Origin of the sequence: Desulforhopalus sp. (assembly GCA_030247675.1) — a bacterium.
GTDB lineage: Bacteria > Desulfobacterota > Desulfobulbia > Desulfobulbales > Desulfocapsaceae > Desulforhopalus_A.
In genome coordinates this window covers 46,641-59,925 of record JAOTRX010000006.1, presented here as the reverse complement: position 1 = coordinate 59,925, position 13,285 = coordinate 46,641, and the positions used below count along the sequence as shown (strand labels likewise).

The following is a 13,285-nucleotide window of genomic DNA, read 5'->3' as shown; positions in this document are numbered from 1 at the left end:
AAACCAGTGCCAACTATTGCCGCCTGAGGAGGGCCTGTTATTAAAGACGCAAATCCGATAAACAGGAGGTTATCATGAACCACAACCACCCAGAGGTATCCCTTGGTTTTACAGCGGAAAAAGTTCCTATCGGGACCCACTTGTGCCTGGTTTTCACCAGCGAGGAAGAGCGAGTCGACTCGCTTCTCAAATTTCTCCTTTCCGGTCTCCAAGCAGGTGAACGCACCGCATGTTTTTCTGGAAGACTGACTGAAGATCAAATCAGGGCGTATCTGCACACCAACAATATCTCCTACGATGACCGGAAGGCACAAAACGCCATCATTTTCGGGGGAACACGAGAGGTATATTTTAAGGATGGGGTTTTTGACCCTGATCGCATGCTGGAGATACTTACCACGTACTATAACGACGCACTGGCAATGGGCTTTCATGCCGCCAGAGTTATCGGCGAGATGACTCCGGAGGTGCAGCAGGTTCCCGGCGGAGAGCGTCTTCTTGAATACGAATCGCGGGTGAGCATGCTGCTGAGGGATCATCCAGTCACCGCAGTTTGTCAGTATGATGCCAACTTGTTTGATGGGGCGACGATTCTCGAAGTACTCAAGGTTCACCCGCAGATGATTGTAAACGGCAGTGTAATCAACAATCCTTTTTATATCGAGCCGGAAGACTATCTGCAGGGAGACGGATCCGATGAGCACCGCCAATAGCCTTTCGGTCGAAAATCTCGGGCGAATCACCATACTGCAGAGTATGGTTACCCTCATGCCAAGCCAGACATCGATGCTCGATTTCGTTTGTCAGGGGCTCAAGGGGGTGGCTGGCATAAAGAAATTGTCGTACCGATTCGGTTGCCAGACTTCTCCTCCATCAGTCAGCGCCACCCAAATTTCCCCGATGACCAGGATTCTTCCGGTTAAATACAAGACAGTTACCTATGCGGAGTTGTATCTCGAAATTGCTGAAAGCGATGTCTTTGAGCCGTATGTGCCATTTTTACAGAATTTCACCAACATGCTCGGCGTGGTTTTTGAAGAAAAGGCCCAGAGAACACTCAATGAGGCCCTTATGGCCGATTTGGAGCAGCGGGTGGTGGAAAGAACCATGGAACTCCAGGAGAAACAGGAAGATCTGCGCATCACCCTCAATTCCATTGGTGATGCGGTAATCTCTGCGAATATAGAAAGTAAAGTCACCAACATGAATCCGGTCGCCGAGGCCTTGACCGGATGGGTGGCTGAAGAGGCCTTGGGAGTCGATCTGTCCACGGTTTTCCGCATTGTCAATACCCACACCTTGCAACCGGCCCCCGACCCAGTCAAAAGCGTATTGGCCTCAGGAAAAGTAGTCGATCTTGCCAATCATACCTCGCTCATTTCAAAATCCGGGGTTCACTATCAGATTGCCGATTCTGCGGCACCTATTCTTGATAATACTGGAAATATTCGTGGTGTAGTCCTGGTCTTTCGAGATGTAACAGACGAATATCGGGTTGCCGAGGAACTTGTAGCCAGCGAGGAGAAATATCGGAGGATTGTCGAAGAAACCAGTGATCTGATTACCAGAACTGATGAAACTGGCCGATTTACCTATGTAAACCATTGCGCGGAAAGGATTTTCGGATTTCCACCAGAGGAATGTCTTGGAAAATCTGCTTTCGCCTTTATCCATCCGGAAGACCTGGAAAAAACAGAAAAATGGTTTAGCGATTGTACAAACCACCACCTCCTGCGAAGCTCATTTGAAAATCGCCAAATCAACCAAATCACCCAGGAAGTTTTTCACTTACTGTGGACCTGCAACTTCCATTATGCTGATAATGGCAACCTGCGGCTCGTGCATGGTGTAGCCCACGACATCACTGAGCGAAAACGCATTGAAGAGGAAAAGTCACGACTTGAAAGTCAGTTGCTACAGGCTAAGAAGATGGAGTCGGTTGGCCAGCTTGCCGGGGGAGTAGCACACGACTTTAACAACATGCTCGGCGTTATCCTTGGCCACACGGAAATGATCATGGAGCAGCTTGATCCCTCTCAACCCCTGTATGCCGACCTACAAGAAATCCATAAGGCCGCCAGCCGATCCACCGATATTACCAGACAGTTACTCGCTTTTGCCCGCAGACAAACAATTGCCCCAAGGGTAATAGACCTCAACGACACCATTGAGGGTATGCTGAAAATGCTCCGCCGGCTCATAGGCGAGGATATCGATCTTGCATGGTTGCCCGGCTCCGGCCTGTGGCCCGTCAAGATGGACCCATCGCAAATTGACCAGATTCTTGCTAACCTCTGCGTTAATGCCCGGGCCGCCATTGCCGGAGTCGGTAAGCTCACGGTTGAAACGAGCAACAGCACCTTTACAAAAGAATACTGCGGCGAACACGCAGGCTTTGTATCCGGAGACTATGCCCGAATAACTGTGAGTGACAATGGCTGTGGCATGGATAAAGAGACATTGGCTCATATTTTCGAGCCATTTTTTACCACCAAGGGAGTAGGAGAGGGAACAGGCCTCGGGCTCGCCACCGTGTACGGTGCCGTGCGGCAAAACAACGGATTCGTTAATGTTTACAGCGAGCCAGGTCAGGGAACCACTTTTACAATTTACTTGCCCCGGCACAGTAGTCAGGCAGAACCAAAACAGACTGCAGACTTACCCACCCTCCCCGAAAGAGGTAACGAGACTATCCTTGTGGTTGAGGACGAGCCGGTGCTTCTGAAGATGACCACGACCATGCTCCAGCATCTTGGCTACACCGTGCTGACAGCAGCCACACCACATGACGCGATCAACCTCGTTGGCAATCACGCAAGAGACATACACCTGCTCCTCACCGATGTCGTGATGCCGGGAATGAACGGCCGAGACCTGGCCAAAAAGCTGTTGCAAAACAATCCGCATCTCAGATGCCTGTTCATGTCGGGATACACTTCAGATGTTATCACTCTGCAGGGTATTCTTGATGAGGGCATTCAGTTTATTCAGAAGCCATTCTCAAAACATGATCTGGCAAGTAAGCTCAGGACGATCTTTGAGAAAAACTGACCCCGCAAACCAAGCGCGCTCGCATTTTACTCATCGTAACCTGGCTGTATCTTTCTAGATACAAACCAGAGATACCTTTGCCGCACATGAAAAAAGGCCAATCACCTTAATGGTGACTGGCCTGTATTGTACTTAAAAAAAGCCTTGAAGTACCGCAGCGGGGCTTCAAAACGTAGCGGTGTTACCCCAGACGTTCGGCAACCATCTCCCTAAATTTCTTGGCCTGTGCGGCAGAAGGTATCTCCTCGGCCAGGGCCTCGATGGCAGATTTCAGATCCCCTATCGAACTGAAATGGTCCTCGCAGATTATTGCAGCCATGGGGCCAATACAATCGGCCATGCAGGCCTCGAGAACGCTTTTCTGCTCGGCACTCAGACCGCCTCCGGTAGGGGCCTTTTTTTCTGGCACTGCCGGCGCTGCCCAGGAAGAGGTGACACTCTGACTGGGGGCGCCACTCAATGCTTGAAGAATCTCCTGGTTGGACGGCAACGCCATACGGCGCGCCACAACTCCTCCCTCTTGAAATCGAAAGCGGCCCTCTTCAATCTTTGACATCAGCATGAGGGCCTCCTGGCCACGTTTGCCTGAAAAGAAGACGAAGACAATCTCACCTCTATCGAGCATGATTTGGGCACTGCGGTTGTCACTCGTCGACACAAACAATGTACCGGTTGCTTTCTGCTTACATATCTTGCCAATTTCGAGAATAATTTCAGAGAAAGGAATATAATCCTGGTTCATAGTCATTTACCTTTTCCGTAGTTTTTCACCCGCCGTATGGAGACTGACACCGCCCTCTCTAGACACCCAGTGTCTTTAACCCCTCATTTCTCACTTTTGCCAGTTTGCAACCGATTTTGGCCAGATGACAATCTCATTCTTCTGTCTGACCTACTCAAAACCTTATCAAAAAAAGGTACAGCAATACATGCCACAATCGCAATATGCAATTAATGCATCTCACAAGTATGCTACTCCTCATCGATTATTTATGCAAGAACCGCAAGCGAGAACACTAATCTTATCACTGCGTTCAGACTCCGTCTTCTGCCCGGTTGAAGCATCTTGGCTGGCTGCATCCCGTAATCCCATTAAGCGATCGAAGCGCAACAGAGAGATAGTCGGCCAGCATGGAGATACCTCCTCCCATAACCTGAAGGAGGTCCAGCGCGTACGGACTAGCCACCCAGTATCACCGGGAAATATTCCCGGTGACTATAATAAAGAGGCAGGTCTCCGTCATTTCTTCCCAGGTTCTGGCCATCGAATGGTAAAGACAAGATGAATCCAAAGCGTTTGCAGCGGTAATCGACTTCAGCAACGGAGTTTGCGCTTTGCTCTCCATGTCAAGAACAGCGCTGTTAGGCACTGTACTAACCGCTACAATTAATTCATAATTGTCCAATCATCAATGCTGCTTCAAAACTCTCAGCGTTTCCGTTCAAGCGCTGAAATATGTTGGCGGTTCATTCCAATTGCGACTTGTAAACGCCCGCATACCATCCCGCATAAAGGAGTTACAACCACTGTTCATGGTGATGGGAAGCGCATATAAGATATACGACGGCAACTCACAGGTATTTGTTGGGTGAATGGGAAGCTTCGAGTATCTCCCTCTCTTCCTTTAAACCTAGCCGATAATTGACCACCGCGCAAGGCATTTCAAGACGACTCAACCTCTGGAGATAATTTGATAATCATCAATTATCCAGACAACCTATCCCAACACAGTCAATGGCCGGCAGTTGACCATTTTGAACAACTTGCACACCTCGGATGGCAAAGGCCCACTGGGAACGTATCTCCTAACTGCTTTAGGTTCCTGCCAACGCTTCTTTTGCACAACACATGCGCGTCATTTCCTGGATGGCACAAGTCTTATCATCCGCCCTTAACATGGGCAAACTGGGCTCCCGGCACTTTCCCAAGCCCTGGTATAGCACCCTTGCCAATCCAAGAAAATTTCTGTATTTCGATCCGAGAGAATTTGTCAAAATCATGCGAATAAGCTAAGTTGGGCAGTCGAAGGGCAGGACCATTGCTTTCCAAACCATCTTTTTCGGTTTCCACAAGGCATATACCTGTATTCACAGAGGGCTCTGAGCATAACACCGGGATCTTTTTCGATCTTTTGCCAATCAGAAGGCAACATATTGCGAATCCTTCCCGAACTGTATTAATTTCTGAAAACAGTAACGATTTAAAATTATTGCAATATATTATGAGATTAGATAGCCATCCTTTTTTGTTGTCAACTATGCTTGCCGTTTTTCTCCTTTTTGCAAGCGTGTTGCATCCGCAGGCACAAACCGCCGAACCTGCGGAACAGCTGCAATTGTTCTTTTACCTCCCCGATGGCCCCTCCCACTTTCTGGTCGTCGAGAAAAAACATCAACGCCTTAAACTTTTTGAACAAAAAGACGGATTGCGGATGCTCAAGGAATTCCCCTGTGCAACCGGTGAAAATGCCGGCACAAAAAAGACCAGCGGTGACGCTCGAACACCTGAAGGCATCTACCATATTACTGAAATCTACGAAGATAAACGAATCACCGTATTCGGTAGCCGCGCCTTTCACCTTGATTATCCAAACGCCTTTGATACCCACGCTGGACGTCTTGGAGACGGCATCTTCATCCACGGCACGAACAAAAAACTTATTGCCAACAGTACAAACGGTTGCATAACTCTTAACAATACTGATCTGGATGAACTGGCTCCCTACCTTACCGTCAATTCAATCCCCATCATTATCCTCGACACCGAGTCGGAACTCGTCCTCGGCGACAATCTACTTCTACAGAAAAACAGTCCCCAATTCAAAGACGCACTTGAAAAACTGTCTGTTAATCCTGGAAAAGTCCCCATCGACAACATTAAGTCCCTTTCGTACATCAAACGCGGTGAACAAATCGTCGTCTCGGTCCACTACACCCTGTTTGACGACAAACTCACCCAATACAGTGAGCGGAAACGCGCTTACCTTGCGCAGCTGCCCTCTGGTAACTTGCGTACACTGTATGCCGTCCAACAGCAGGATACCACACCGAAGATTCTCGCTGTGCGTCCGACAAAAACCGACCTTGTCGAAAAAGCCAATGCAGATACTATGGTTGTCGCTGAAAATAGCAGTCCTAAACCAACCGTTCCGGCAGTGAAACCGGTCGTTCCAGCGACCAAGCCCGCCCCCGTCCTGGCTAAAAGTAACGATCCAGGCAGTAAGTCAACTCGACCATCAGGGGCAAAACCAGCTGCCGAAAAAGGCCAAGATAAAAATCAAGATCTGCTGGTTTTTGTGGAAAAATGGCGAGCCGCGTGGGTTGCCAAAGACATCGATTCCTATATCAATTGCTACAGCCCCTCCTTTAAAAGCGGCAATCTGAACAGGCAGGAATGGCGGGCCAAGAAGCAGTATTTAAATCAGAAATATAAGTATATCACCGTAAATATACGCGACGTATCCATCGAATGGACACCTGTAGGAGCCAATGTCACCTTTCAGCAAATATACAAATCCGATCAAATCCAGAGCAGCGGCACCAAAACGCTGCAACTGGTTAACAAGAAAAATCGTTGGATGATCGAAAACGAGATCATCTAACAGCCAAAACACTCATTATGTTAAATTTATTATGTATTTTAAATATTTCCTTGTCATTTTTCCGCCATCCACTGGGGATAAGAACGAGTATTCGGGAATATTTTCAAGGTGCAACCTTCCCATCCACGGCTCTTTGGCTGGTCACCTGCGGAATCGTTACCCTTGGTACAACACTCCATTGCGCGACGAGCTCTGCCGACACCTACCAACACCAAAGCCTTCATGACGTCCACCTCGCCAACACCGAACACGAATTGCATATTTACCGGATTTATGGCAAGGAGCCTGGCAAGACCATCATGCTTGTCGGCGGGATTCAGGGAGATGAACCGGGGGGATATTTGACCGCCGACCTGTACGCCGATATCAGTTTAAAAAAAGGCAACCTCATCGTCGTCCCCCGAGCTAACTTCTACTCCATTTTGCTGAACCAGCGTGACGGCCTGACCGGTGATATGAACCGCAAATTCTCAGAGAAATCTGATGCCGACAAAAACATGGAACAGGAAATTGTCACCATTTTAAAGAAATTAATCGGCGAAGCGGACTGCCTACTCAACCTCCACGAGGGATCGGGTTTTTACAATCAAGAATGGAAGAGTGACATAGAGAATCCTGATCGATTCGGACAATCGATCATCTTTGATGCAAAAACCTATTTCAGTGACAAAAAACAAACCACGATCAACCTAGAGTCCCTCGCCAAACAGGTTGTCGAAAAGGTCAACCAGCAGATTGATAACAACCGTTACCACTTCCAGCCCAATAATCACGACACTATCTCCGAAACCACACGCCACCTCGAACAACGCAAATCGGCGACCTATTACGCCCTTACCCAGGAGGGAATTCCGGCTTTTGGTGTGGAAACATCGAAATCAATAAAGTCCAATTCGGCCAAGGTCGGTTTTCAGAAATTGGTGATCAATGCCTTTATGGAAGAATTTGGCATCATCCCGGAAACCCCTGGTCTCCACTCTGAAAATACTAAACTGGACTATGTCCTGGTGCGAGTCAATGGTGGCTTGCCCTATGCCGTATCAAACGGCGCAGACCTGCCAATCGATAGCGGGGATGAGGTTATTGTGACCGATATAATTGCCAATTTTAACAGGGGACTGACTGCTGATTTTGTTAATATGGGGAATCATAATGATACCAAATTACCCTTCCACATCGCATCGCCGACAAAGGTGCTTATCCGTAAGGATGCCGAGACCTGTGGCTTCATCAACATTGTCATCAAATCCGGAAAGACACAAACCACCGATGTCAGCCAGGGCCCCAAAAATAAGATGAGCCCCGGCAAGAGTGCGCCTTCTTCCAAGCAGCAAGACAATCTTCCGGTCGAACTTCGCGCCGAAAAATTGTTGCTGAATGTCAACGGCGAATTGGTCGCCGTTTCCGAGGGAGAAGAAATCGTTGTTTCCAGAGATAAACTTTTAATTATCCGAGGAGTACGAACAAATATCAGCAAGCTCGACAATCAGATCATGGCCAATTTAAAAGGCTTCTCCCCGTCCAAAGCCAAAAATGACGGCAACGACATCAATTATCCTCTTTACCCTCAGCATGATTTGTTATCTCGCTTTTCCGAGGATAAAAAGGGCCTTCGCTATCCCATCAATGCCACCTACAACAACAAGGAAATCGGGAGCTTCTGGCTTAAACTCAATTAATTCGACGCTTGTTGCAAAGTGCACAGCAACCACCTGCCTTTCGCATCCCCTCACTTTTTCTTAGTCTGCGCCTTTTTTTCTGCCCATTACATTCATTTAGACCTCACTTGACATTAACAATCATTCCTATTATCATAAGCATCAAAGTTCTTAACCTGCCTCTTGGATTATCATTTCATTTGTGTAAAGAAGGGCTAGCAAAGTGACTGCCTCCAGGAGAAGGGCAATAGGCGAATGCTTTTGTATGAGGTAACTTTCACGTATTTAATGAGGAGGGTGTGATGCAGAAATGGGAATGTCCTTGTGGTTACATTTACGATCCGGCGGAAGGTGATTTTGAGCATGGAGTTGAACCAGGCACACCCTGGGAAAATGTCCCCGACGATTGGGTTTGTCCAAAATGTGGCGCCGCCAAGGAGGATTTCTGGAAGTATGCGTAGCCAATGCGCGATTGAAAGCTCACTTAAAAAACAGCTGGGTATACGGCACGGGCATATGTTTCGTATGAGCAGACCAACTGCTCAACTCAGCTTGTAACCGCCTACAACGAGGGGTGCACGGATGAAGATATCGGTAGATAGAAACGTCGTTGAAATTACGCCGGAATCGCAACAAGAAATGTCGAGCCTCGACACTCTCTGGAAGATCGTTATCGACTGCTACGGCAATAATAAAAAATTGGTCCCAATGGGCCAATACGTACCCGGAGTAGATACCCTTGCCCGCTTTAATATTGAAGGGGTAAAGGGCGGTGCCACAGTGTATTCAGCCGATAAAAAAGCGCCGAGAGACGCCACATATTACTGCAGTACCTGCAATAAATACATGAAGGTAAAAAGCGGTGGAGCCGTGCCGTTATGCTGCGGCCGCGACATGGAAGATATCGAGTAATCATAAAAGGCCCTCTCTTGCACGGAGAGGGCCTTTTCCCCACGGCCTTTTCTGGCCTTCAGGCAATACAACTCTATTGACCTGATGAAGAAGACCTATGAGGATTTAGAAACGATTACAGGGTTTGTAGGAAGGGCTTTATTTTTGCCAGGCTTTTATCGCCAATTCCCTTCACCTTAACCAGTTCATCAACGCTCTTGAAATTGCCGTTTTCCTTGCGATAGGCGAGGATTGCCTCGGCAGTCGCAGGACCGACGCCCGGTAAGAGAACCAGGGTATCCTTATCGGCTGTATTGATGTTGACGTCCTTGGGAATTCCCTTAGCAGCTTTGACCGCACCGCCTTTATCGCTTGGCGCAACCTTCACAGGTGCCTCGGCCTTGTCAACAGGGGCAACGACCTCTTTTTTGTCGGTTGCCGCCAAAACATTGCCGGATACCGCGGTGAAACACAGGGTGAAGGTGAAAAGTACAGCCACGAACAGATGCAAAGCTTTCATAAAACCTCCTGAAATTGAAAGAATTTTGAGTGGGACGGACGTCCCTTGACCTCCTGGTGTTACCCTCCGGAAGTCGTTACCTTGACCAACAATCGACAACTTCATCATCATTGTTGCCCCACCATATCAGCCCGTTCTTACAATTTTCTCACCGTACGCCCTGCCTGTGAATTTTTTTTAAAAGTGGCGAAAAAAAACGGGAGGTCCGAAACCGTAGCTTCCGACCTCCCGCACTATCCACAGGCAATATCTATTTTGAGCCTTACATAATCGGCTTCATCGCACTCATATGCGAACGAAGCTCTTCCCCCACCTCCTCAATGACGGTATAGCGGATTCCCTCGTTGACCTGGATAAGATCGAGATTATCAACCCCGTTATCAACCAGATCAAGGCCTTTACCAATAACATCGGTATCAACGGTATTCATAAAATCTTTGAGGAGGGGCACAGCGGCGTTGGCAAAGAGATAGTTGCCATACTCGGCGGTGTCGGAGATGACCACGTTCATCTCGTAGAGTTTCTTTCTGGCGATGGTATTGGCAATGAGCGGTACCTCGTGCAGGGACTCATAGTAGGCGGATTCCTCTTTAATGCCGCAACTGACCATAGTATCAAAGGCCAGTTCCACCCCGGCCTTGACCATGGCGATCATCAGCAGGCCTTTGTCATAGTATTCCTGTTCCTTAATTTCAACGCTAGTGGATGGCGCCCGCTCGAAAGCGGTCTCCCCGGTTTCCTTGCGCCATTTGAGGAGGTTAGCGTCATCGTTGGCCCAATCGGCCATCATCGTCTTCGAGAAATGGCCGGAGGCGATGTCGTCCATATGCTTTTCAAACAAGGGCCGGAGGATATTCTTCAGTTCTTCGGCGAGGATATAGGTCTTGATCTTGGCCGGGTTGGCAAGCCGATCCATCATCGCCGTGATGCCGCCCAGTTTCAGGGATTCGGTGATCACCTCCCAGCCGTTCTGCACCAGCTTGGCGGCGTAGCCGGCGTCGATGCCCTGCTCGATCATCTTGTCATAACAAAGCAGCGAACCGGTCTGCAGCATGCCGCAGAGAATGGTCTGCTCGCCCATGAGATCGGATTTCACCTCAGCGACAAAGGAGGACTCCAAAACGCCGGCCTTATCGCCGCCGGTGGCGCAGCAGTAGGCCTTGGCGATATCCCAGCCCTCGCCGTTCGGATCGTTTTCACCGTGCACGGCGATGAGGGTTGGCACGCCGAAACCGCGCTTATATTCCTGACGGACCTCAGTGCCGGGGGCCTTCGGGGCAACCATGATAACCGTTAAATCCTCGCGGATCTTCATACCCTCTTCAACAATATTGAAGCCGTGGGAATAGGAAAGGCAGGCGCCTTTTTTCATCAGCGGCATGACAGCAGAGACAACCTTGGTATGCTGCTTGTCGGGGGTCAGATTAATCACCAAGTCGGCGGAGGGAATGAGCTCTTCATAGGTGCCGACCTTAAAATCATTGCTGGTGGCATTCTTCCAGGATTGACGCTTTTCGGTGATTGCCGCCTGCCTGAGGGCATAGGCGACATCAAGGCCGCTGTCGCGGAGATTGAGTCCCTGGTTCAGCCCCTGGGCACCGCAACCAACGATGACAATCTTCTTGCCGCGCAGGTATTCAACGCCGTCGAACTCCTCCACGTCCATAAAACGACACTTCGACAATTCCTCTATCTGCCGACGCAGCGGCAAGGTATTAAAGTAATTTTCACCCATTTTTATCTCCTTGTATCTGTATTATTTTTCGTGGCTCAACCGCTCATCGGTAACGCTCCATCTGATATATTGGGAAACACCTGTTGCGTCAAGTGATTTATTCGTGATATTGTATTGCAAATATTGCAACAATTACCTTTCCACAGTGAGTTGAACTGCTTCCCTCCGATGAATATCCGCGAACTGGAACTCTTTAAACATCTGGCGACCAGCCTACATTTCGGCCGCACCAGCGTTGAGTGTAACATCACCCCGTCGGGCCTCACCCGGACCATCCAGCGCCTGGAGAGCGAGGTGGGAAAAGCCCTTTTCAGCCGCAACAACCGCTCGGTAGGACTTACCCCGGCAGGCCTGCACTTCAAGGAATATTGCGAGGAGACCCTTGGCCGGTGGAACATTCTCCAGAACCATCTGAAGAGTGACACCGCCCTGCGCGGCGAGCTCACCTTATACTGTTCGGTTACCGCCATATTTTCCATCCTGCCGCGAATTTTCGGGCGGTTCCGCAAGACCCATCCACAGGTCACCATCCATGTGCAGACCGGCGATGCCGCCAAGGCCCTGCCGAAACTGCAGACCAGTGAGGTCGATATCGCCGTCGCCGCCCTCCCAGACCGGCGACCCGATGGCATTGAATGTATAGAACTTTTACAGACACCCCTGGTATTTATCTCAGCAAAATCCTATCCTGAGCTTATCAAATATGACCAAGATATGATAGACTGGCAAAAAACTCCGGTGATCCTGCCGGCGGAGGGACTGAGCCGTATCCGCGGAGAAAGATGGTTTGCCGAGAAAGAGATTCGCCCAAAGATTTATGCCCAGGTCTCCGGCAACGAGGCGATCATCGCTATGGTCAGCATGGGTTGCGGCATCGGCATAGTTCCCTTGCTGGTTCTGGAAAACAGCTACCTGAAATCCGAGGTGGAGTGCATTGAGCTGTCGCCACAACTGACACCGTTTACCGTCGGCATCTGCACCCTGATAAAAAATAAACGCAACCCGGTGGTGCAATCCTTCTGGGCAATTGTCGAACAAGAGATGGTGGAGGCCTCCCCACACAACCCATGAAAACAATCCTCATCACCAACGACGACGGCATCCACAGCCCCGGCATCGAGGCCCTGCAGCAGGCGCTCGCGCCACTCGGCCGTACCGTCGTCATCGCCCCGGACCGCGACAATTCGGCGGTGTCGCACTCCCTGACCATGAACCGGCCCCTCAAGGTGGTACAGGTCAGAAAGGGTGTCTATACCATTGACGGCACCCCCACCGACTGCGTTGCCGTCGGTCTTAAAAAGATTCTCACCGTTCGCCCCGACCTTCTGGTCTCGGGAATCAACGCCGGTGCCAATCTCGGCGACGATATCTCCTATTCGGGAACCGTGTCGGCAGCCATTGAAGGCACCATGTACGGCATACCGTCCATGGCCATCTCGGTAGGCGGCGAACCGCCCTACGACTACCGGGCAGCGACCCAGATCGCCGTGTATCTGGCCGGAATCATCCTCCGCAATTCCCTGCCCGGCGACACCCTGCTGAACATCAATGTGCCGAGCGGCAGCTCCTATAAGAAAATCCGCGTGACCCGCCAAGGACGCAGGCTCTGGGAAAACTCCATCCACGAAACCCTCGATCCGCGCGGCAGCAAGCATTACTGGATCGGCGGCGGTACCCCGGTCACCGACCCAGGTGAAGACACCGACGTGCACGCCTTTGCCGGAGGTGATGTGTCCATTACCCCCATTCAACTCGACCTCACTAACCATGCAGGGATAACCTTTTTGAAAGAAAAGTGGCTGCTGGAGGATCCTGAAACACCATGAGA

The 13,285-nt window shown here is 49.9% G+C and carries 11 protein-coding genes; 8 read left to right on the top strand and 3 right to left on the bottom strand.

Features of this window, described 5'->3' with window-relative positions; translation table 11 throughout:
* The first annotated feature begins 74 nt into the window (after nt 1-74).
* Entirely contained in the window at nt 75-713 is a 639-nt protein-coding gene (locus tag OEL83_13575) for an MEDS domain-containing protein (protein ID MDK9708066.1), read from the top strand.
* Nucleotides 697-3,051 carry a PAS domain S-box protein gene (locus OEL83_13570; protein MDK9708065.1) on the top strand — a complete coding sequence of 785 codons (2,355 nt, stop codon included), beginning with the start codon at nt 697-699 and terminating at the stop codon, nt 3,049-3,051. The genes OEL83_13575 and OEL83_13570 overlap by 17 nt, the downstream gene beginning before the upstream one ends.
* Before the next feature lie 181 nt (nt 3,052-3,232).
* Here the strand turns inward: OEL83_13570 and OEL83_13565 are convergent, their stop codons facing one another.
* A complete protein-coding gene (locus tag OEL83_13565) occupies nt 3,233-3,799 on the bottom strand; it encodes a DUF4388 domain-containing protein (GenBank protein ID MDK9708064.1) in 567 nt (188 codons plus the stop codon).
* A 1,291-nt stretch (nt 3,800-5,090) separates the two neighbouring features.
* On the opposite strand from OEL83_13565, the gene OEL83_13560 reads away from it, so the two are divergent.
* The 4 genes from OEL83_13560 to OEL83_13545 all read left to right on the top strand — a co-directional run bounded on the left by OEL83_13560 (nt 5,091) and on the right by OEL83_13545 (nt 9,223).
* Nucleotides 5,091-6,653 (top strand): L,D-transpeptidase, encoded by a 1,563-nt coding sequence (locus OEL83_13560; protein MDK9708063.1) that lies wholly within the window; start codon nt 5,091-5,093, stop codon nt 6,651-6,653.
* Between the two features lie 17 nt (nt 6,654-6,670).
* The gene (locus OEL83_13555) at nt 6,671-8,332 is read left to right on the top strand and encodes a M14/M99 family metallopeptidase (protein MDK9708062.1); all 1,662 of its coding nucleotides are present in this window, start codon (nt 6,671-6,673) and stop codon (nt 8,330-8,332) included.
* A gap of 281 nt (nt 8,333-8,613) precedes the next feature.
* Nucleotides 8,614-8,772, top strand: coding sequence for a rubredoxin (locus tag OEL83_13550; protein MDK9708061.1), 159 nt, complete (start codon nt 8,614-8,616; stop codon nt 8,770-8,772).
* A 121-nt stretch (nt 8,773-8,893) separates the two neighbouring features.
* A complete protein-coding gene (locus OEL83_13545) occupies nt 8,894-9,223 on the top strand; it encodes a hypothetical protein (GenBank protein MDK9708060.1) in 330 nt (109 codons plus the stop codon).
* Nucleotides 9,224-9,338: 115 nt separating this feature from the next.
* On the opposite strand, the gene OEL83_13540 is transcribed toward OEL83_13545, so the two are convergent.
* Together OEL83_13540 and ilvC are read right to left on the bottom strand one after the other, a co-directional pair.
* Entirely contained in the window at nt 9,339-9,722 is a 384-nt protein-coding gene (locus tag OEL83_13540) for a helix-hairpin-helix domain-containing protein (protein ID MDK9708059.1), read from the bottom strand.
* 262 nt (nt 9,723-9,984) lie between these two features.
* Nucleotides 9,985-11,457 (bottom strand): ketol-acid reductoisomerase, encoded by a 1,473-nt coding sequence (ilvC, locus tag OEL83_13535; GenBank protein MDK9708058.1) that lies wholly within the window; start codon nt 11,455-11,457, stop codon nt 9,985-9,987.
* 168 nt (nt 11,458-11,625) lie between these two features.
* Here ilvC and ilvY point away from each other — a divergent pair, with 168 nt between their 5' ends.
* Nucleotides 11,626-12,528, top strand: coding sequence for an HTH-type transcriptional activator IlvY (ilvY, locus tag OEL83_13530; protein ID MDK9708057.1), 903 nt, complete (start codon nt 11,626-11,628; stop codon nt 12,526-12,528).
* Nucleotides 12,525-13,283 carry a 5'/3'-nucleotidase SurE gene (gene surE / locus OEL83_13525; GenBank protein ID MDK9708056.1) on the top strand — a complete coding sequence of 253 codons (759 nt, stop codon included), beginning with the start codon at nt 12,525-12,527 and terminating at the stop codon, nt 13,281-13,283. The genes ilvY and surE overlap by 4 nt, the downstream gene beginning before the upstream one ends.
* Nucleotides 13,284-13,285 lie beyond the last annotated feature (2 nt).

Coding starts and splice junctions, on each gene's coding strand:
- OEL83_13575 (MDK9708066.1), top strand. CDS start 75: ATGAACCACAACCACCCAGAGGTATCCCTTGGTTTTACAGCGGAAAAA.
- OEL83_13570 (MDK9708065.1), top strand. CDS start 697: ATGAGCACCGCCAATAGCCTTTCGGTCGAAAATCTCGGGCGAATCACC.
- OEL83_13565 (MDK9708064.1), bottom strand. CDS start 3,799: ATGACTATGAACCAGGATTATATTCCTTTCTCTGAAATTATTCTCGAA.
- OEL83_13555 (MDK9708062.1), top strand. CDS start 6,671: ATGTTAAATTTATTATGTATTTTAAATATTTCCTTGTCATTTTTCCGC.
- OEL83_13550 (MDK9708061.1), top strand. CDS start 8,614: ATGCAGAAATGGGAATGTCCTTGTGGTTACATTTACGATCCGGCGGAA.
- OEL83_13545 (MDK9708060.1), top strand. CDS start 8,894: ATGAAGATATCGGTAGATAGAAACGTCGTTGAAATTACGCCGGAATCG.
- OEL83_13540 (MDK9708059.1), bottom strand. CDS start 9,722: ATGAAAGCTTTGCATCTGTTCGTGGCTGTACTTTTCACCTTCACCCTG.
- ilvC (MDK9708058.1), bottom strand. CDS start 11,457: ATGGGTGAAAATTACTTTAATACCTTGCCGCTGCGTCGGCAGATAGAG.
- ilvY (MDK9708057.1), top strand. CDS start 11,626: ATGAATATCCGCGAACTGGAACTCTTTAAACATCTGGCGACCAGCCTA.
- surE (MDK9708056.1), top strand. CDS start 12,525: ATGAAAACAATCCTCATCACCAACGACGACGGCATCCACAGCCCCGGC.